Below are 18,962 nucleotides of genomic sequence, written 5' to 3' on the forward strand. Positions count from 1 at the left end.
CGATTCAGGTGAGGGCCTGCCTGGACTCCATCAACTTCACCAGAGCCCACAGCACCCGGTTCGCCGGCGTGGCCACACCCAGCGCTTCACCGCGCCTGACGACCAGCCCGTTGAGGTAGTCGATCTCAGTGGGTTTGCCGCGCGCCAGGTCTTGTGCGGTGGATGACAACTGGTTGGGCATGCTGCCGGCCAGTTTGTCCACGGCCAGGTGCATGTCGCCCTGCACCTGCACGCCTTCGGCCTCTGCCACGGCCAGGCATTCGGCCACCACGTCGCGCATGACGTCTTTCACGCCCTCGCCTTGCACGGTTTTGCCGTACGGCAGCTGCGCGATGGCCGAGACGGCGTTGTAGGCGCAGTTGAGGATGAGCTTGGCCCACAACGCGCCGCGCACGTTGCTGGAGATTTCAACCGGCACACCGGCTGCGATGAAGGCCTGGGCCACGGCCTCGCTCCGGCTGGCCGGCTCAATCACCAGCTCGCCGCGGCCGTGGTGCCTGACGTGGCCGGGGCCGGCCATTTCGGTGGCCACGTACACCACGGCGGCCGCCACGGCGTGCTGCGGCAGCACGGTGCGCAGGCGGTCGGCGTTGTCCACGCCGTTTTGCAGGCACAGCACCAGCGCATCCGGTGCCAGGTGCGGCCGGATCAATGCACCGGCCGCTTCGGTGTCGGTGGATTTCACGCAGAACAGCACCAGGTCGGCGCCCTGCACGGCGGTGGGTTCGCTGCTGGCGGCCAGGCGCACGTGTTCGTCGAAAGTGCGGGTTTCCATGTGCAGGCCGTCACTCTGGATGGCGTCAGCATGCCGGGGCCGGGCGATCAGCACCACGTCAAGCCCGGCACGGGCCAGCATACCGCCGTAATAACAACCAACGGCGCCTGCGCCCATCACGGCGACTTTGAGGGATTGGGTCATGGGGGTCTTTGCCTTCGGTGAGATGCAGATACGGAAACGGAAAAAGGAATTGTGGGTGAAGTCTGCCGCCCCTGCAGGCGGCCGGGCCTCTTGGAAACCTATTCGCGGTCTACACGGGGCCGCCGGCAAAGCGCCGGGCCAGCTGGTCGCGCTCGAAGGCCTCGACGACGAAGTCGATAAACACCCGCGTCTTGGCGGGCATCTGGCTGCGCGTGGCGTAGTAAATCGAGATCGCGCCGGCATCGACATACCACTGCGGCAGCACCCTGACGAGCTCGCCGCGCTCCAGCAAAGGCAGCACATCGGGCAAAGCCACGAGCGCTACCCCCAGACCCAGCAGCGCCGCGGCGCGCATGGCCGTCGGATCGTTCATGACCATTGACTCCATAAAAACTGCCGGAACCTCAGCACCGGCCGCGTCGCGCATGACCCACTGGCGAACCCGGCCCGTTCCGCTGGAACGCAGAGCGATACCTTTGAGCCCGGCCAGACCCGTGGGGTTGGCTGGAGCCTGCTGGCCTGCCATATAGGCGGGCGACGCCACGGCGACCAGGTGAATCGGGGCCAGCGCGCGAGACACCACGCCCGGTGACAGCTCAAAGCCGCCGCCGATGGCCGCGTCATACCCCTCGGCAATCAGGTCGACCGGTCGGTTTTCAAAGTACCAGTCAGGACGTATGAGCGGATAACGGTCCAGGAAGGCCGGCAGCAAAGGCACGATGTACTCGGTGCCGAAGGTGGGTGACATGCTGACCTTGAGCGGGCCCGCGGGAGTGCCGCTGTCGCTGGAAACGGCCGCGATGGCGGACTGCAGCGCGTCGAGGTTGCCGCCGATCGATCCCAGGAAGCGTTCACCGGCTTCGGTCAGCGTGAGTTTGCGGGTTGAGCGCTGAAACAGCCGCACGCCCAGGTTTCGCTCCAGCATGGCCACATTGCGGCTGACGGCAGCTGGCGTCAGCGCCAGGCGCCGCGCCGCTTCCGAAAAGCTGCGGCCTTCGGCGCTGCGAATAAACGATTCGAGGTTGGCCAGGGTTTCCACTTCGCCATTTTAAAGTAATGATTGAAAATAATTCAATCAATTACCGGCTTATCAAAAGGCAATCAAAAACCCATCATTCACCCATCAACAACCAAGGAGTGAATTTATGTCTACCCCCTCAACCCCATCCAGCACCCCCAGCATCGGGATCATCGGCGCCGGCGCCATCGGCACGGCATTTGCCAAAACCCTGGCCCGCCAGGGCATCCATGCCACGCTGTCCAACAGCCGCGGCCCGGACTCGCTCAAAGACATCGTGCGCGAACTGGGCCCCACCATCCACGCCGGCACCGTCAAGGAGGCCGCCACAAAAGACATCGTGCTGGTGGCCGTCAACTGGGGGCGCCTGCCTGAGGCGCTGGCCGGTTTGCCCAACTTTGGCGGCCGTGTCGTTATTGACGCCAACAACGCTGTCGAAGGCCCTCCTCTCCGGCCCGTTGAGCTGAACGGCCGCGCCTCCAGCGAAGTGTTTGCCGAGCTGGTGCCCGGCGCGCGCGTGGTAAAGGCCTTTAACCACCTGGTCGCCCGGCTGCTGGCCACTGACCCCGCCGACCAGGGCGGCAAACGCGTGCTGTTTTTCTCAGGCGACGACGCCAAGGCAAAGGCGACCGTGGCGGCACTGATCAGCCAGCTCGGGTTCTCGGGAATCGACCTCGGCGCTTTGGCCGTGGGTGGACGCCTGGCGCAGTTCCCCGGCGGCCCGCTGCCCATTCTCAACCTGGTGCAGTTCGGCTGAAGCCGCAGCAATCGCTATCAAATCAATAGCTGCTTGCGCTCGTCTCTATTGGCCTGCAGCCCGTTTTGATGCTTGAAAAGGCCTTTTGAGGCCTTTTTTTGGGTATTTTCAGGCCCGCGGCAGCGTGATCCGGGCGCAGAGGCCCCCACCGTCGGCAGGCAGCAGTTCAAACTTGCCGTCATGCGTGCGCACGATGCGGTCCACGATGGCCAGGCCCAGCCCTGCGCCGGGCGGGCCGGTACGCGTACTTTCAGCGCGGCGAAACGGTTGTTTCAAAGCCTCGGCCTGCGCCGCGTCGATGCCGGCGCCGTGGTCTGTCACCGCTATCCAGACCGAGTCGCCTTGTACGCCGGTGACCATCGTGACCGGCGGCAGGCCATGGCGCCAGGCGTTTTCGACCAGGTTGGTGAGCACGCGGCGCATCGCACGCGGGCGCAAGGGCACGGGCGGCGGGTTGCCGCCCTGCAGCGCCACCGGCATGCCGTGGCCAGCCGAGGCGGCCGCCACCTCAGCCGCCAGCACATCCAGCGCCACCGGCGCCGGCGCTTCGCTTTCGGTGCTGCGGGCAAAGTCCAGGAACTGGCTGATGATGGCGTCCATTTCTTCCACGCCGCGCGTCATGCGGGCCATCAGCTCATCGTCGCCTTGATCACTTTTGTCGCGCAGGATCTCGATGCCCAGGCGAAGTTTGGTCAGGGGTGTGCGCAGGTCGTGCGACACCCCGGCCAGCATCAGCGTGCGCTCGTCGTCGGCCTGGGCCAGGCTGCGCACCATCTGGTTAAAGCTGCGGCTCAGGTCGGCGATTTCCGTCGGGCCGTCTTCGGGCAGCGGCTGCGGGCTGGTGCCGCCCGCCAGTGTGTGCGCCGAAGCCATCACGCGGCGCAAGGGCTGGTTCAGGTAACGGTGAATCAACAGCGCGCCCAGCAAGGCCAGCAAGGCACTGGCGAATGATGTCACGACCCAGGCGCCGGTGAATTCACGCGCCGGCAGCACGCCGGGCAAGTTGACCCAATGGTCGGCGCCGTCCAGGCGAAGCCGCACCGCCAGGCTGCCACCGGCTTCGCGCCGCCAGATGATTTCGGAGCCCTCGCCTTCCAGCGCAATGCCGCGCGAGGCCTCATTGACGAAGCGCCGCTCAAGCCGGCTCAGCAGCCGGCGTTCGCCGCGGCCGTCAACCTCGTCGTCATCGGCAATGCCCTGCATGGCACGGCGGTTGAACTGCGCCACAAAGGCCTCGCGCTGCGCGGGCGGCATGGCGGCCAGGCCGGCACGGATGGAGCTGACATTGCGCGCCACCGCCACCGAAAGCTGCGCCAGCCGCGGCTTGATGATCAGCTGGCGCACCAGCAGCGCGCTGGCCAGCTGGCCGACCACAATGAGCACCACGATCAGCAGCACATTGCGGCCGAACAGGCTGCGTGGAAACAGCTTCATGGAAATAGCCTCACGGCTTGCCCGCCTTGCCGTTTTTTGCCGCACCGCCTTCCGGCACAAACACATACCCCACGCCCCACACGGTCTGGATGTGCACCGGCTGGGAAGGGTCCGACTCAATCAGCTTGCGCAGGCGCATGACCTGCACGTCGATGCTGCGGTCGGTGGCTTCGTGGTCGCGGCCGTAGGCCAGCTCGATCAGCCTGTCGCGGCCCAGCGGCCGGTTGGGGTGCAGGGCCAACGCCTGCAGCAGGCTGAACTCACCGGTGGTGAGCGGCACGTCTTCACCGTTTTTTTCCAGCCGGCGTGCTTCCAGCTTCAAGGTGAAGGCGCCAAACTGCACCGTGCCCTGGCCGGGCAGCGGGCCGCTGTGCGCGCCCAGCATGCGCTGCCGGCGCACCAGCGCCTGGATGCGGGCCAGCAGCTCGCGGGGATTGAAGGGCTTGGGCAGGTAGTCGTCAGCGCCCATTTCCAGCCCGACGATGCGGTCCACCGGGTCGCCGCGGGCGGTCAGCATGACGATGGGAATGGTTTCACCCTGCGCGCGCAGGCGGCGGCACACCGCCAGGCCGTCTTCGCCCGGCATCATGACGTCGAGCACCAGCACGTCGAAGCGCTCACGCGCCAGCAGGGTGTCCAGGGTTTTGGCGTCTTCCAGTGTGCGCACGGCGTAACCCTGATCGCTCAGGTAACGCTGCAGCAGGCTGCGCAGGTCGGCCTCATCGTCGACCACCAGGACCCGGGCCAGTGGCTCGCTCATCGTGAAAGGCCTGTCTGCAAAAGAGCGCTGGAAACAACCATAAGAAAACACCCGTCGCAAGAAAGATGCCCCATGGTAGCGGCCCGCGTCTGGCCGCCCGCCCGGCAAATCATGACAAACGATGACAAAGCCGGGATTTATTCATGCCTTGTCATCAAGAGGCCGCCTGCAGCCATGCCTGGCTCACATCTGGCGGCCACAGTGACATCACGGCGCTGCAATGCGGCCGGAATCTCAAGACCCTTCACCGTTCAACGTCAACCTTCAAGGAGTTCACCATGAAAACCATGCTTTCCGCCACTGCCCTGACCACCGCCCTGACATGCACCCTGCTGGCCGCAGGTTTTGCCACCCCCGCCGAAGCGGCCAGCCGCCACGTGGTGCGGACCCATGCCGATGGCAGCGCCACCGCCACCAGGGCAGTCACCCGCCAGGGCCCGCAAGGCGGCACACGGGTGCGCAACCGCAGCACCACCGCCGACGGGCAGGGCAATGCCAGCACAGCGGGCAGCGCCTCCACCACAGGCCCCAACGGCGCCACCGCCGTGCGCACCGGCCAGGCCAGCCGCAGCGCGGACGGTTCGGCACAGCGCAGTGGCAATTTTGCCGCCACCGGGGCCAAAGGCAGCGTGGAAAGCAGCGGCAGCAGCAGCAAAACCGCTGACGGCGCCGTCAACGCCAGCCGCAACACCACGGCCACCAGCGCTGCCACCGGCAACAGCGTGCAAAGCACGGCGTCCTACAACCAGGCCACCGGCGTTACCCGCAGCACAACTTGCTACGACGCCGCCGGTGCGGCGATGAGCTGCCCGTCGCGTTGAGCGCGCCTGGGCCTTTCATCAAATCCGGTTTTCAAAATTTCAACCTTCACTTTCATTTTTTTGGAGCGCTCTCATGACCCCCTCGTTCAATCTCCGCGCACTTTCAATCATTGGTCTGCTGGCACTAGGTACCGCAGCCCATGCCCAGGCACCCAATGCCGCCCGCCTGGAAAAAGCCCGCACCGAACTGCAAAAGCGCTTTGAGGCGGCCGACACCAACAAGGACGGCAAGCTGACCCGCGAGGAGGCGCAGGCAAAAATGCCCAAGGTGTACAAAAACTTCGACGCCATCGACGCCAGCCATGCAGGCACTATCTCGCTGACCGACATCGAGACCTTTGTGGCATCGAAAAAAGGCTCGCGCAAACCGGCCGGCTGACGACTACGCATCGCGCAGCCCGAATGCCTGACCCATCGTTGACGCACAAGGTCAGAGGCTGGCCGGATATGCTGTCCGGCCTGCCCGCCGCAATACCACTGGAGCCATGACATGTCCCTTGCCCCTCGCCTCCTCACGCACTGGCCGACGCTTGCGCTGGTGCTCACCGCGGTTCTCTACGCCGGGCCGGCACCTGCCCAGCAGGACAGCGGCCGCCTGGCGAGAAAAACCGCCAGGTCCACCGTACCGGCCGGTGTGCGCCAAATCCCCGACATCGCCTACGGCACAGACCCGCGCCAGCGCATGGATGCCTACCTGCCGCAGCAGCCGGCAGCCAACGCACCGGTCATCGTCATGGTGCACGGCGGTGCCTGGATGGTGGGCAACAAGGCGATGGCCAACGTGACCGACAACAAGGTGGCTTGGTGGGTCAAGCAGAAGGGCTACATCCTGGTGTCGGTGGGTTATCGCCTGTCGCCGCAGGTTGACCCGCTGGTGCAGGCGCGCGATGTGGCCAGTGCCCTGGCCAAGACGCAGGCCATGGCCGCCTCGTGGGGTGGCGATCCGGCCAAGGTCATTCTTATGGGGCATTCGGCGGGCGCACACCTGGTGGCACTGCTGGGTGCCTCGCCGGCATTGGCCTATACGTCAGGCGCCAGGCCGTGGCTAGGCACTGTGGCACTTGACAGCGCCGCGCTGGACCTTGAGCGCATCATGAAAGCGCGGCACATGCGGTTTTATGACCGCGTATTTGGCACTGACCCGGCCTACTGGCGCACTGTGTCGCCCACCAGCGTGCTGGCGGCTGACGCCACGCCGATGCTGCTGGTCTGCTCGACACAACGGGCGGATGACCCCTGCGCACAGTCGCGTGACTTTGCTGCGAAAGTGACGGCCAAAGGCGTGCGGGCCAGCGTGCTGCCGCAAGACCTGACGCACGAACAGGTCAACACCACGCTGGGCCTGCCCGGCGGGTATACCGATGCGGTTGACAGTTTTATGGCGGGGCTGCTGCCGCGCTGACGGTTTTAAGAAAAAACAGGCTGCAGCCCGCAAGGAATAAGCGCAAGCAGCTATTGATTTAATAGCAGATTCAGGCTCAGCTACTTCGCCGCACCAGGCCCTGCCGCGGCCGGAGCGGCATTGCGGCGGTGGTAGGTGAAAAACGTCCACATCATCAGCGTGGCGTCGGGGCCTTCAGGCTCGCTGTATTCCATGCTGGCGTCTCCGCCGCTCCAGGCGTGGCCCAGGGCGTCTACGTCGCACTTCACCAGCTGCGGCTTGCGGCCGGCGTACCAGGTCGTGGTCTGGTAGGCATGGCGTGGCCGCCTGCCGCTGCGGCGCTCGGGGTAACGGCGAACCACCGGCTCGAGGCGGGCCGCATTTTGGGTAATGACCGGGTTGTTGATGATTTCGAACTGCTCGGCCAGTTGCTCGGCGTTCACCCGCCGCACCACGGCATCGTTGTCGCCATGGATCAGGATGGCCGGCATGCCCGGGAACGCCGGCTGGTCGCTGGCAAACAAGCGCGCCACCGCATCGTAAGACGAGCCCGAGCCGTGTTGCATGGCCCGGTAGGCGCTGAAGGGCGAGTGGGTGGTGCCGAACACGGGTGCGGAATGCATGCCCACGGCCGCGATCAACTCCGGGTGGCGCAGTGCCACGATGGCCGCCAGCGCGGCGCCGGCCGACAGGCCCGCCACGTAAGTTCGTGAAGCGTCAAGCCCGTGTTTTTGCTGCACCTGGGAAATCATGGCGGCGATCACGCCCACATCGCCCTCCCCGTTTTGTGTGGCCCGCTTGTACCAGTGCCAGCAGCGGTGGGCGTCGGCCGCACTGGATTGCTGGGGGTAGAGCACCGCAAAACCCTTGCGCTCGGCCAGTTCGTTCATGCGGCTGCCCGCTGCAAAGTCAGCCGCCGTCTGCTGGCAGCCGTGCAGCATGACCACCAGCGGGCGCGGTGTCGCAGGGGCATCGGGAACCCCGGCAGTAACGGCCGTAGCGGCCGTAGCGGCCGCGGCGGGTAGATACAGCCAGTACAGCATGCGCCGGGAATCCGTGAGCAAGCCGTCCCCGGGCAATGTAAACCAGGCCTTGCGCCAGGTGCCGGGCAAACCGGCGGCAGCGCGGGCCTGCGCGGCCGTGGGCCGCCGGGCCTTTTTGGCGGGCCGGACAACCACCGGTTTCAACAGCTTGACCCCGGGCCTGCGCCGGCGCGGCGTTGTGGTGGCAGGCAACGTCGGCGTGACCTTGGGAAGCAGGCTTTCAAACAGCCGCAAGCCCTGCGCCTGCTGGGCCTTGCCCATGCGGCGCATGCTTTTAAGCCAAAGACTGCTTATGCTTCTGGACATGGTTTGACAAAAAGTGGTGGGGCCATCTGGGGTCGGTTCGAGGTCTGCGTCTACTTTGATTTCCAGGAAGGTATTTGCGCCAGATCAATAAGTACACGGTCATTTTGCTGCATTGCAACAAAATGTCTACCAGCATGGCCATAAAACATTGAATTCGGCGCTTTCCGTCACAAAATCGGGGTTACAAAATGCTAAAACCCGAGCCGCTACGATGGAGCCTGGGAGCGCTTGTGCCATTTCGGCGCGTTATCAGCGCCATTTCAGCGCGTACACGCACCGTTTAGAGTCTTTTCGTGCTTTCCGGCCTTTGCCCTGTTTGCCCTCTTTTGAACGACCGCACATTTCTTTTCGCTTTTCGCCTGTTTTCTCATGCCCGAATTCCTGACCGCCGCCCTTTACCAGTTCGTTGAGCTGCCCGATTTCGCCGAGCTGCAGGCGCCGCTGCTGGCGCAGTGTGAGGCCCATGGTGTCAAGGGCACGCTGCTGCTTGCGGCAGAAGGCATCAACGGCACGATTGCCGGGCCTGAAGAAGGTGTGCGCGCCGTGCTGGCCTATCTGCGCAGTGACCCGCGCCTGGCGACGCTGGAGCACAAGGAAGCGTGGGCTGAGTCCATGCCGTTTTACCGGATGAAGGTGCGCCTCAAGCGCGAGATAGTCACCATGGGTGTGCCGGAAGTCCACCCCGCGCTGATGGCCGGCGAATACGTCAAGCCGCAGGAATGGAATCAGCTGATCAACGAACCGGGCGTGGTGCTGGTCGATACACGCAACGATTACGAGGTGTCCATCGGCACCTTCCACGGCGCCATCAACCCGCACACCAGCAGCTTTTCAGAGCTGCCCGGCTGGGTAGAGCGCGAAATGGCTGAAGGCGGCAAGCTGGCGGCGCATGACGGCAAAAAGCCGAAGGTAGCCATGTTCTGCACCGGGGGCATTCGCTGCGAGAAATCCACCGCGCTGCTGCGCTCCAAAGGCTTCGAGGAGGTCTACCACCTCGAGGGCGGCATCCTCAAGTACCTGGAAACCGTGCCCGAGGCGCAAAGCACCTGGGAAGGCGAATGTTTTGTGTTTGATGAGCGTGTGTCCGTCGGCCACGGCCTCAAGCCCGGCGCCTTCACGCTGTGCCGCTCGTGCCGCGATCCGCTGAGCGAGGAAGACCGCCAGTCGCCGCTGTACGAGTTGGGCGTGAGCTGCGCGCACTGCCATGCAAAGACGACGGAAGAACAGAAAGCCGGCTACCGCGAGCGCCAGCGCCAGGTTGAGCTGGCCGAAGCGCGCAATGCCGCGCACATCGGCGTGCGGCAATCCGGCACTTGATGCACCTGGTGTTTCAGGCCATGAACAGCGCCCTGCCCGTCCTCTATTCCTTTCGCCGCTGCCCGTATGCCATGCGCGCCCGCCTGGCGCTGGCCGTGAGCGGCGAGCCCTATGAGCTGCGTGAAGTCGTGTTGAAGAACAAGCCCGCACAAATGCTGGACGCTTCGCCCAAAGGCACCGTGCCGGTGCTGGTGCTGCCCGGTGGCGAAGTCATTGATGAAAGCCTGGACGTGATGCTGTGGGCGCTGCGGCGCAATGATCCCGAGGGTTGGCTCACATCACCGCAGGGCTCTCTTGATGACATGCTCGCGCTGGTTGCCGGCAACGACGGTGCCTTCAAGCGCAGCCTGGACCGCTACAAATACCCGAATCGCTACCCCGAAGAAGCCGCAGGCGACAACGCGGGCTTTGCCTTGTCACACCAGGCTGCATGCGCAAGTTGGCTGGGCCAGCTGGAAACCGTGCTGGCTGGCGGCTGGCTCTTCGGCACGCATGCCAGCCTGGCCGACATGGCGTTGCTGCCGTTTGTGCGGCAGTTTGCACATACCGATGCGGCCTGGTTTGCCGCGCAACCCTGGCCGCAGGTGCAGGCCTGGCTGGCGCGCTTTGAAACCAGCGCGCTGTATGAAGGCGTGATGGGCAAGCATGCGCCTTGGCCGGCGGGTGCTGTGTAAGGCCGTATTCGCTATCAAATCAATAGCTGCTCGCGCAGATCCTGATTGGACTGGAAGCCAATTTGATGCCTGAAATCGGTCTGAAAAGCCGTTTTGGACGTGCTTTTTGGCCGACAGGAAGCCATTTTTGAGTCCGGAAGCATCATTTTTTTGGAAGAAAAATGGCCTTTCACCAATTACAACGGGCGCGAGCCGCTATTAAATGTATAGCAATCGGCTGGCGGCAGGAGCGCCACGTTCAAGGGGCGCCAGCAGCAAGATGTCAGCGCTGAATGCGCGTAGACAGCACCACCGAGGTATTGGTGCGCTCGACCCCATCAAGCAGGCCGATGCCGTCGATCAGCGCATCGAGCCGCTCAATCGAGCCGGCCTGCACGATGGCGATCATGTCGAAGGTGCCGCTGACGGAGAGCAGTGAGCGGACCTCGGGAATCTTGCGTAGCGCCGCCTCCACGGGGCCCGACAGCTTGGGGCCGACGGTGAGCATCACGTGGGCGGCTACCTGCGACTGCTCATACGCGTCGCCGGTGCGCACGCCGTAGCCGGTGATGACCTTGTCGCGCTCCAGCCGCTCGATGCGGGCCTGCACTGCCGTGCGCGACAAACCCACCTTGCGGGCGAGCAAAGCCACCGGGCAACGGGCGTTTTCACGCAATTCGCTGAGCAGTATCTGGTCTATGGCGTCGAGATTCATGTGCCGGGCGTGACTATGGTTAAAGCAGGGTAGGCAAATAGATGGTAGATGCCTTCTATTTCACTAAATTATGACTTCTATTTGTATAAATTGATACTACCAACCGCCGGTGCTGCGCTCCACAATCAGTCAACGCCCTTCACCTGGAGGGGCCCATCAAGGAGCGGATATGAAAAAGATCATGGTCGTAGGCGCAGGCAAAATCGGCTCAACCATTGCCGCCCTGCTGGGCTCCAGCCAGGACTACGCGGTGACGGTGGTGGACGCATCGCAGGCCGCACTTGCAGGTATCAAGGCCGGCGCCGGGGTTCAATTGAAGGTGCTGGACGTCACCGACCCTGTCGCCCTGCGCGCAGCGCTTGAAGGGCAGTTTGCGGTGCTCAGCGCGGCGCCGTTCCACCTCACCACATCGATTGCCGAAGCTGCCGTGGCAGCCGGTGTGCACTACCTGGACCTGACCGAAGACGTGGCCAGCACGCGGCGCGTGCGGGAGCTGGCCGGCACCGCGCGCTCAGCGCTGATCCCGCAATGCGGCTTGGCGCCGGGTTTTGTGTCTATCGTGGCGGCCGACCTGTGCCGGCGTTTTGACAGCCTGCACAGCGTGCGCATGCGCGTAGGCGCCCTGCCCCAGTTCCCGTCGAACGCGCTGAACTACAACCTGACCTGGAGCACCGACGGCGTCATCAACGAGTACTGCGAACCCTGCGAAGCCATTGTGGAAGGCGTGCTGCGCCAGGTGCCGCCGCTGGCTGAGCATGAGGAGTTTTCGCTCGACGGCGTGACGTACGAGGCCTTCAATACCTCAGGCGGCCTGGGCACCCTGTGCGAGACGCTGCAGGGCAAGGTCACCAACCTCAACTACAAGACCATCCGCTATCCCGGCCACGCGGCGATCATGAAGGCACTGCTCAACGACCTGCGCCTGCGCGACCGCCGCGGTGTACTGAAAGACATACTGGAAAACGCCCTGCCCACAACGATGCAGGACGTGGTCATCGTGTTCGTCACCGTGAGCGGCCAGCGCGAAGGCCGGCTGATGCAGGAGACCTACGCCCACAAGGTATACAGCCACGTGGTCGGGGGCGTGCTGCGCAGTGCGATCCAGATCACCACGGCGGCTGGTATTTGCACGGTGCTGGATTTGCTGGCTAACGGGCGTTTGCCTGCGCAGGGGTTTGTGCGGCAGGAGGATATTGCTTTGGGGGATTTTCTGGGGAACCGGTTTGGTGGGGCTTATGCGCCTTTGGTGGAGCGGGCTGCGGCTTGAGGGTTGATTTTTTGAAAACCAGGCGTTGCGGTTAATGGGGGCGAGCGGTAGCAGCTATTGAATTGATAGCGGCTTCTTTTTGGGTTGTTGTTGGTTTGATGGGGGCGGTCTTTGCTGAGGGCGGTTGGCCGGGGGTTGCCCGGCATGCAACTCACTTTCTTTTGCATCGCCAAAAGAAAGTAAGCAAAGAAAAGGCGACCCTGGTTCCTGCGTCCCTTCGCTTCGCTGCGGGCAACCTGCGGTGCTCGGTCCAGCCGGGGTCAAAAACAACTCGCTTCGCTCAAACAAGTTTTTGCCCTGATCCGTCTGGCCCTGTGCTCCTCGGCGCATCCACAAGGGGTTGGGGAAGGAATACCTAACAGCCGAATACCGGAAGAAACAAGGACTCGCCATGGCGAGTCCTTGTCGGTATTGGAGCTGGCATTTGTCTTCGGTTCCCGCACCCGATTGCCCCTTCCCTTCTGTCTGCGCCGAGGAGCGCAGGTTCAGGCGGATCAGGGATCGCGATTGTCTGAGCGAAGCGAGTTCGAGCGAGACCCCGCCTGAACCGAGCACCGCAGGTTGCCCCGTAGCGAAGCGAAGGGGTCGCAGACAGCAGGGTCGCCTTTTCTTTGGTGACTTTCTTTTGGCGAAGCAAAAGAAAGTTACTTGCCGCCGGGCAACCCCCGGCCAGCCGCCCTCAGCATCTATGATCTGCGTGAAACACGCCACCGTGGTTGAACATCAATTCCACACGCCATGAATATTTCACACACCGTCTGCCGGATTTTCTTTTCGGCAGCAATAACGGCTTTGTCTGCAGGGTGCTATGCCCAGTCAATGCTGTCTGAGGTTTCTCAAAAAAACCTTGAAGCCAATGTGGAACTGTTCGCCAAGTCCTATTACCTCGGCACCGGCGCTGGCCACTTTGTCACCAGCGTAAGCCCGGTCGATACCGAAAATGCTGTGGCGGTCGTCGGTGAGGTCGGAGATTTCGGGCGAGATCCCAATGCCTATACGGTTTATCTCAAACTCATCCAGCAAAAATGGCGAGTTGTCAGAATCGAGTTTGTGTACCGCGATACTGGCAAGAAGACTTCACAACAGGTATTGCCACCTTTTCCCTATCCCGGCTGGAGAAAAGACGCGCCTTGAGCCCGGTTGTGCGCCTCAGTCCTCAGGCGCAATCATCTCCGCATACTCATAAAGCGCCTCAAGCACCGCCTGCCCCTTCTCATCTGCCGTCTCCGCCAACACATCAATCTCGGCAAACAGCGCATCCACATTGCGTGCCCCGCCCTCACCCTCCAGCAGGCGCGCAGCGCGATGCGCTTCCCAGCGTTCGGCGTCTTCGGGCGACAGGGTTTCGGCAAAGTTGCGCGCCCGGTAGCGAAACACCAGTTCCCCGAGGCGTTCATCGTCGAAGCCGATGCGGGCATGGGCCAACTCGGCAGGGGACAAGGCGCGCAGCTGGTTGAGCCTGCGCCGGTCGATGTTGTTGATGAAACCACCGTACAGGTCTTCATCGACATCCGGCGTGGGCTCTTTGGGCCGCTGGAAGACTTCGGGCCAGAGGGCGCTCATGTCGGGCAGGCCGGCGGCTTTTTTGGCGTTGGCCAGCGCAGCGGGGATATCTACATTCCATTTGGCCGCCATCTCCGGCGACAGCGTGGCGAGCTTGCGCACGACCATGGGTGACTTGTTCAGGTGAACCGATTTGATGGGCAGGCGCAGCACGCCTTCGGGCAGCTCGGCTGATTTACTGAAGAGGCGTTGCCGCAGCGTGGCAACGTCGAGCAAAGGCAGCTCACTTGGGTCTTGCGACAGGTCCCAGGCCAGCAGCTCGTTCTTGTTCGTCGGATGCGTTGCCAGCGGCCACATGACGGCCAGGCAGCCGCGCTCTGGCGGGAACATGCCCGAGACATGCAAAAACGGCTGGGCCGTTTGCGGGCTGGTGGGCAGGCCGAGCTCCGCGGCCACGCGGTCCTTCTTGTGCAGGCCCAGGCAAAAGTCGAAAAGCTTGGGTTGCGCCTTGCGGATCAGGCGGGCCAGCGCGATGGTGGCGCGCACGTCAGACAGGGCGTCGTGCGCCGACTCGTGCATCAGGCCGTTGGCACGCGCCAGGTCTTCGAGCTTGAAGCTGGGGCGAACGGCGCTGGCGTCGTCCGGTCTGCGTTCGTCGGGCTTGAGCGGCCAGGCGATGCCTTCGGGCCGCAGCGCATAGGCCATGCGCACGACATCGAGCAGATCCCAGCGGCCGCAGTCGTTTTGCCATTCGCGCGCATACGGGTCAATGAGGTTGCGCCAGAACATGTAGCGCGTGACTTCGTCGTCGAAGCGGATGGTGTTGTAGCCCACGCCGATCGTGCCCGGCTCGGCCAGAACGGCTTCGATCTGCGCGGCGAATTCGTGCTCGGCCACGCCACGCTCCATGCACAACTGGGGGGTAATGCCGGTGAGCAGGCAGGACTCTGGATTGGGCAGGTAGTCGTTGGCCGGCTTGCAATAAATCATCAGCGGCTCGCCGATTTCGTTGAGCTCGGCGTCGGTGCGAATGCCGGCGAACTGCGCGGGCCGGTCGCGGCGCGGGTTGATGCCGAAGGTTTCGTAGTCGTGCCAGAGGAAGGTGTGGGGCATGAAGAACTCGAAGTAGGTAATTAGAGCAAGGGTGAAAACAGCCGCGCCGTGGCGTCGAGCAGGCGCATCAAAAAGTTCTGGGGGCGATGTGCGCGCACGGGCGCGGCGCTGAGCAGGTCGGTTTCAAACTGCGCAGCGAGCGGCCCTGCCAGCGCGGGGCCGTAGACCACGGCCATCACTTCGAAGTTGAGGCGAAAGCTGCGGTTGTCGAAATTGGCGGTGCCGACCATGGCACAGCTGTCGTCGACGACCAGTGTTTTGGAGTGCAGCATGCGGGCCTTGTACTCCCAGACCTTGACGCCAGCGGCGATCAGTTCGTCGAAGTAGGAGCGCGCCGCGGCGCTGACGACAAAGCTGTCGCTGCGGCGCGGCACCAGCAGGCGCACGTCGACGCCGCGCAGCGCAGCGCTGGTCAGCGCCATCAGCGCGGGTTCTCCCGGCACAAAGTAAGGCGTGGTCAACCAGGCGCGCTGGGTGGAGGCATTGATGGCGGCCAGGTGCATGCGGTGAATCGGCTCCAGCATGTTGTCGGGCCCGCTGGTCACAAACTGCACCGGAATGTCGCCGGCTTCTTCGTCAGGCACCAGGAGGGGCAGCAGGTGCGGAAGGGTCCCGTCCGTGTCGGCTATCGATTCGCCGGTGGCATAGGTCCAGTCTTCCAGGAAGGTGGTCTGCAGCCATCGCACCGCGCTGCCTTCAATGCGCAGGTGCACATCATGGTAGGCATCGGCGCGGGTGCGCCGGTCTTCTTCATCGGTGATGTTGACGCCGCCCGTGAAGCCGACACGGCCGTCGCAGACGACAATCTTGCGGTGGGTGCGGTAGTTGGTCACCGGGCGCAGGCGGCGGCCTATGCGGGTATCGTGAAAGAATGCAACCTCGACGCCCGCGGTCTCCAGCGGTGCCAGAAACCGGCTCCCAAGCCGCTTGGAGCCGAGCGCATCGACCAGCAGCCGCACCTTGACGCCCTGCTCGGCCCTTTCGGCCAGCAAGTCGCGCAGGGCAGTGCCGATGCGGTCGGGTTCAAAAATATAGTACTCGAGGTGCACATGATGGCGGGCGTCGCGGATCGCCTGGAAGATGCTGTCGAAGGTATGCGCCCCGCCTGAAAGCAGCTGGACGCCTGTGGCACTGGACACCGGAAGGCCGCAGGCGGCGGTTCCCAGGGCGGTCATCTGCCGCAGCGCCGGAGGTGCTCTTTCGGCCACGCCCTGCAACTGGGCCAGATCGGCATCGCCACGCGCACCGGCGCGGCTGCGCAGCCGCTTGAGGCGCTGCTTTTTGAGGCGCTGGGGACCGAGGAAGTAGTAAATCACGAAGCCGGCAAACGGCAGCAGGGCCAGCGACAGGATCCAGCTCATGGTGGAGACCGGCGCGCGCTTTTGCATCACGATCCAGACCGACAGCACTGCAATGTAGGCACTCCAGACCAGGGAGAGGCCGGTTTTCCATTCTGAGCTGAGTTCGGGAAGGGTCAAAGCGGGGTGTCTCTGGGGTTGGGGCGCGGGCGAAATGAAAAAAGGCCGATAGCGTGATGCTAGCGGCCTTTTTTGGGTGCGCGGAAACTATCCGCGCCGCTGGATCGGCTCGATCAGCGAATGGTCAGTTGGTTTCTGCCGCTTCGGCTTCCGGCTTGGCTTTACCTTCCTTCTTCGGCAGCGGCTGGATGTCGAGCTGGACTTCTCCGGTCTCAACTCCCTTCTCGTCCGTCGTGACCTTCATGTCCACCGTCAGGCGGCCACCGTCGGTCAGCCGGCCAAATAGCAGCTCGTCGGCCAGCGCACGGCGGATCGTGTCCTGGATCAGGCGCTGCATCGGGCGGGCGCCCATCAGCGGATCAAAGCCCTTCTTGCCGAGGTACTTGCGCAGCGTATCGGTGAAGGTGACTTCCACCTTCTTCTCGGCCAGTTGCGTTTCGAGCTGCAGCAGGAATTTGTCGACCACGCGCAGGATGACGGTTTCGTCCAGCGCCTTGAAGCTGACAGTCGCGTCCAGGCGGTTGCGGAACTCGGGCGTAAACAGGCGCTTGATGTCGGCCATCTCGTCGCCGGACTCGCGCGGGTTGGTAAAGCCAATGGTCGCCTTGTTCATCGTCTCGGCACCGGCGTTGGTGGTCATGACGATGATGACGTTGCGGAAATCGGCCTTGCGCCCGTTGTTGTCCGTCAGCGTGCCGTGGTCCATGACCTGCAGCAACACGTTGAAGATGTCCGGGTGCGCCTTTTCGATCTCGTCAAGCAGCAGCACGGCGTGCGGCTTCTTCGTGATGGCCTCAGTCAGCAAGCCACCCTGGTCAAAACCGACGTAACCCGGAGGCGCGCCAATCAGGCGGCTCACGGCATGGCGTTCCATGTACTCGGACATGTCGAAGCGGATCAACTCGATGCCCATGATGTAGGCCAGTTGCTTGGCAGCTTCCGTCTTGCCGACGCCAGTGGGGCCGGAGAACAGGAAGGAGCCGATCGGCTTGTCGTCCTTGCCCAGGCCGGAGCGCGCCATCTTGACGGCAGAGGCCAGCACTTCAAGGGCCTTGTCCTGGCCGAAGACCACGCTTTTCAGGTCCCGCTCGAGCGTCTGCAGCTTGCCGCGGTCGTCGTTGGAGACATTGGCGGGCGGGATGCGGGCGATCTTGGCCACGATCTCTTCGACCTCGGCCTTGGTGATGATCTTCTTGCGTTTGGACGCGGGCAGGATGCGCTGGGCAGCGCCGGCTTCATCGATCACGTCAATGGCTTTGTCGGGCAGATGGCGATCGTTGATGTACTTGGCGCTGAGCTCGGCGGCAGCCTGCAGGGCAGCCACGGCGTACTTGACGCTGTGGTGCTCTTCAAAGCGCGACTTCAGGCCCTTGAGGATGTCGACCGTTTCCTGCACGGTCGGCTCGACCACATCGACCTTCTGGAAGCGGCGCGACAGGGCCGCATCTTTTTCGAAGATACCGCGGTATTCGGTGAAGGTGGTCGCGCCGATGCACTTGAGCTGGCCGCTGGACAGCGCCGGCTTGAGCAGGTTGGACGCATCCAGCGTCCCGCCCGAGGCCGCACCGGCACCGATCAGGGTGTGGATTTCGTCGATGAACAGGATGCCGTTGGGCTTGTCCTTCAATGCCTTGAGCACGCCCTTCAGGCGTTGTTCGAAGTCACCGCGGTACTTGGTGCCGGCCAGCAATGCGCCCATATCGAGCGAGTACACATTGGCTTCGGCCAGGATCTCGGGTACGTCTTTTTGCGTGATGCGCCAGGCCAGGCCCTCGGCAATCGCGGTTTTACCCACACCGGCCTCACCGACCAGCAGCGGGTTGTTCTTGCGGCGGCGGCAGAGAATCTGAATGACGCGCTCGACTTCATACTGGCGGCCGATCAGCGGATCGATCTTGCCGTCCTTGGCGAGCTGGTTCAGGTTGACGGTGAATTGTTCAAGCGGTGAGGCTTTTTCGTTCTTCTCGCCGCCCTCTTCGTTCTCGGCGGCGCTCTCGCCGGCCTTGGCTGGCTCGGGTGGATCGCTCTTCTTGATGCCGTGCGCGATGAAATTCACCACGTCCAGGCGGGTTACGCCCTGCTGGTGGAGGTAATACACGGCGTGGGAGTCTTTTTCACCAAAAATGGCGACCAGCACATTGGCGCCGGTGACTTCCTTCTTGCCATTGCCGGTGGACTGCACGTGCATGATGGCGCGCTGGATCACGCGCTGGAAGCCCAGCGTGGGCTGCGTGTCGACATCGTCGGTGCCGGCGACCTGCGGGGTGTTGTCCTTGATGAAATTGGCCAACGACTTGCGCAAGTCGTCCACATTGGCTGAGCAGGCGCGCAATACCTCGGCTGCACTGGGGTTGTCCAGCAAGGCAAGCAAGAGATGCTCAACGGTGATGAACTCGTGGCGCTGCTGACGCGCCTCGACAAACGCCATGTGCAAGCTGACTTCTAGTTCCTGGGCAATCATTGATCTTCCTTTCGGC

General features: G+C 63.5%; 17 protein-coding genes. 8 read left to right on the forward strand and 9 right to left on the reverse strand.

Translation table 11 applies throughout. The features are described 5' to 3' along the window. Positions 1-4: 4 nt before the first annotated feature. Together AC1DVV_RS07295 and AC1DVV_RS07300 are read right to left on the reverse strand one after the other, a co-directional pair. On the reverse strand, positions 5-919 hold the full coding sequence (locus AC1DVV_RS07295) for a ketopantoate reductase family protein (protein ID WP_477690138.1): 915 nt from the start codon (positions 917-919) through the stop codon (positions 5-7). 109 nt (positions 920-1,028) lie between these two features. Then, positions 1,029-1,958 (reverse strand): LysR family transcriptional regulator, encoded by a 930-nt coding sequence (locus tag AC1DVV_RS07300; RefSeq protein WP_477665963.1) that lies wholly within the window; start codon positions 1,956-1,958, stop codon positions 1,029-1,031. 106 nt (positions 1,959-2,064) lie between these two features. On the opposite strand from AC1DVV_RS07300, the gene AC1DVV_RS07305 reads away from it, so the two are divergent. Then, the gene (locus tag AC1DVV_RS07305) at positions 2,065-2,694 is read left to right on the forward strand and encodes an NADPH-dependent F420 reductase (RefSeq protein WP_477665962.1); all 630 of its coding nucleotides are present in this window, start codon (positions 2,065-2,067) and stop codon (positions 2,692-2,694) included. A 108-nt stretch (positions 2,695-2,802) separates the two neighbouring features. Here AC1DVV_RS07305 and AC1DVV_RS07310 read toward each other — a convergent pair whose 3' ends face one another. Beyond that, a complete protein-coding gene (locus AC1DVV_RS07310) occupies positions 2,803-4,128 on the reverse strand; it encodes an ATP-binding protein (RefSeq protein ID WP_477702350.1) in 1,326 nt (441 codons plus the stop codon). A 10-nt stretch (positions 4,129-4,138) separates the two neighbouring features. Then, entirely contained in the window at positions 4,139-4,888 is a 750-nt protein-coding gene (gene ompR / locus AC1DVV_RS07315; protein ID WP_477665960.1) for an osmolarity response regulator transcription factor OmpR, read from the reverse strand. 278 nt (positions 4,889-5,166) lie between these two features. Here ompR and AC1DVV_RS07320 point away from each other — a divergent pair, with 278 nt between their 5' ends. The 3 genes from AC1DVV_RS07320 to AC1DVV_RS07330 all read left to right on the forward strand — a co-directional run bounded on the left by AC1DVV_RS07320 (position 5,167) and on the right by AC1DVV_RS07330 (position 7,111). After that, entirely contained in the window at positions 5,167-5,709 is a 543-nt protein-coding gene (locus tag AC1DVV_RS07320; RefSeq protein ID WP_477665959.1) for a hypothetical protein, read from the forward strand. A gap of 73 nt (positions 5,710-5,782) precedes the next feature. Then, positions 5,783-6,088, forward strand: a complete 306-nt coding sequence (locus AC1DVV_RS07325; RefSeq protein ID WP_477702349.1) for an EF-hand domain-containing protein — start codon at positions 5,783-5,785, stop codon at positions 6,086-6,088. Between the two features lie 111 nt (positions 6,089-6,199). Next, entirely contained in the window at positions 6,200-7,111 is a 912-nt protein-coding gene (locus AC1DVV_RS07330) for an alpha/beta hydrolase (RefSeq protein WP_477702348.1), read from the forward strand. An 80-nt stretch (positions 7,112-7,191) separates the two neighbouring features. On the opposite strand, the gene AC1DVV_RS07335 is transcribed toward AC1DVV_RS07330, so the two are convergent. Further along, positions 7,192-8,439: an extracellular catalytic domain type 1 short-chain-length polyhydroxyalkanoate depolymerase gene (locus AC1DVV_RS07335; RefSeq protein WP_477702347.1), complete on the reverse strand. Its 1,248-nt coding sequence runs from the start codon at positions 8,437-8,439 to the stop codon at positions 7,192-7,194. Positions 8,440-8,808: 369 nt separating this feature from the next. Here AC1DVV_RS07335 and trhO point away from each other — a divergent pair, with 369 nt between their 5' ends. Together trhO and AC1DVV_RS07345 are read left to right on the forward strand one after the other, a co-directional pair. Then, the gene (gene trhO, locus AC1DVV_RS07340) at positions 8,809-9,756 is read left to right on the forward strand and encodes an oxygen-dependent tRNA uridine(34) hydroxylase TrhO (protein WP_477665956.1); all 948 of its coding nucleotides are present in this window, start codon (positions 8,809-8,811) and stop codon (positions 9,754-9,756) included. A gap of 20 nt (positions 9,757-9,776) precedes the next feature. After that, entirely contained in the window at positions 9,777-10,430 is a 654-nt protein-coding gene (locus AC1DVV_RS07345) for a glutathione S-transferase (protein ID WP_477665955.1), read from the forward strand. 262 nt (positions 10,431-10,692) lie between these two features. Here AC1DVV_RS07345 and AC1DVV_RS07350 read toward each other — a convergent pair whose 3' ends face one another. Beyond that, positions 10,693-11,124 (reverse strand): Lrp/AsnC family transcriptional regulator, encoded by a 432-nt coding sequence (locus tag AC1DVV_RS07350; RefSeq protein WP_477665954.1) that lies wholly within the window; start codon positions 11,122-11,124, stop codon positions 10,693-10,695. A gap of 169 nt (positions 11,125-11,293) precedes the next feature. Here AC1DVV_RS07350 and AC1DVV_RS07355 point away from each other — a divergent pair, with 169 nt between their 5' ends. Continuing rightward, positions 11,294-12,391, forward strand: coding sequence for a saccharopine dehydrogenase family protein (locus AC1DVV_RS07355; protein WP_477665953.1), 1,098 nt, complete (start codon positions 11,294-11,296; stop codon positions 12,389-12,391). A 738-nt stretch (positions 12,392-13,129) separates the two neighbouring features. After that, on the forward strand, positions 13,130-13,525 hold the full coding sequence (locus AC1DVV_RS07360) for a hypothetical protein (protein ID WP_457280769.1): 396 nt from the start codon (positions 13,130-13,132) through the stop codon (positions 13,523-13,525). 15 nt (positions 13,526-13,540) lie between these two features. On the opposite strand, the gene sbcB is transcribed toward AC1DVV_RS07360, so the two are convergent. The 3 genes from sbcB to clpA all read right to left on the reverse strand — a co-directional run bounded on the left by sbcB (position 13,541) and on the right by clpA (position 18,946). Then, positions 13,541-15,007, reverse strand: a complete 1,467-nt coding sequence (sbcB, locus tag AC1DVV_RS07365) for an exodeoxyribonuclease I (RefSeq protein WP_477665952.1) — start codon at positions 15,005-15,007, stop codon at positions 13,541-13,543. Positions 15,008-15,027: 20 nt separating this feature from the next. Further along, a complete protein-coding gene (gene cls / locus AC1DVV_RS07370; RefSeq protein WP_477665951.1) occupies positions 15,028-16,485 on the reverse strand; it encodes a cardiolipin synthase in 1,458 nt (485 codons plus the stop codon). Between the two features lie 124 nt (positions 16,486-16,609). Next, positions 16,610-18,946 (reverse strand): ATP-dependent Clp protease ATP-binding subunit ClpA, encoded by a 2,337-nt coding sequence (gene clpA, locus AC1DVV_RS07375; protein ID WP_457280766.1) that lies wholly within the window; start codon positions 18,944-18,946, stop codon positions 16,610-16,612. Between the last annotated feature and the right edge of the window lie 16 nt (positions 18,947-18,962).

This window comes from Polaromonas sp. P3_B4 (assembly GCF_056402835.1).

Coding starts and splice junctions, on each gene's coding strand:
- AC1DVV_RS07345 (WP_477665955.1), top strand. CDS start 9,777: ATGAACAGCGCCCTGCCCGTCCTCTATTCCTTTCGCCGCTGCCCGTAT.
- AC1DVV_RS07295 (WP_477690138.1), bottom strand. CDS start 919: ATGACCCAATCCCTCAAAGTCGCCGTGATGGGCGCAGGCGCCGTTGGT.
- AC1DVV_RS07305 (WP_477665962.1), top strand. CDS start 2,065: ATGTCTACCCCCTCAACCCCATCCAGCACCCCCAGCATCGGGATCATC.
- AC1DVV_RS07335 (WP_477702347.1), bottom strand. CDS start 8,439: ATGTCCAGAAGCATAAGCAGTCTTTGGCTTAAAAGCATGCGCCGCATG.
- AC1DVV_RS07355 (WP_477665953.1), top strand. CDS start 11,294: ATGAAAAAGATCATGGTCGTAGGCGCAGGCAAAATCGGCTCAACCATT.
- trhO (WP_477665956.1), top strand. CDS start 8,809: ATGCCCGAATTCCTGACCGCCGCCCTTTACCAGTTCGTTGAGCTGCCC.
- AC1DVV_RS07320 (WP_477665959.1), top strand. CDS start 5,167: ATGAAAACCATGCTTTCCGCCACTGCCCTGACCACCGCCCTGACATGC.
- ompR (WP_477665960.1), bottom strand. CDS start 4,888: ATGAGCGAGCCACTGGCCCGGGTCCTGGTGGTCGACGATGAGGCCGAC.
- sbcB (WP_477665952.1), bottom strand. CDS start 15,007: ATGCCCCACACCTTCCTCTGGCACGACTACGAAACCTTCGGCATCAAC.
- AC1DVV_RS07330 (WP_477702348.1), top strand. CDS start 6,200: ATGTCCCTTGCCCCTCGCCTCCTCACGCACTGGCCGACGCTTGCGCTG.
- AC1DVV_RS07350 (WP_477665954.1), bottom strand. CDS start 11,124: ATGAATCTCGACGCCATAGACCAGATACTGCTCAGCGAATTGCGTGAA.
- AC1DVV_RS07310 (WP_477702350.1), bottom strand. CDS start 4,128: ATGAAGCTGTTTCCACGCAGCCTGTTCGGCCGCAATGTGCTGCTGATC.
- AC1DVV_RS07325 (WP_477702349.1), top strand. CDS start 5,783: ATGACCCCCTCGTTCAATCTCCGCGCACTTTCAATCATTGGTCTGCTG.
- clpA (WP_457280766.1), bottom strand. CDS start 18,946: ATGATTGCCCAGGAACTAGAAGTCAGCTTGCACATGGCGTTTGTCGAG.
- AC1DVV_RS07360 (WP_457280769.1), top strand. CDS start 13,130: ATGAATATTTCACACACCGTCTGCCGGATTTTCTTTTCGGCAGCAATA.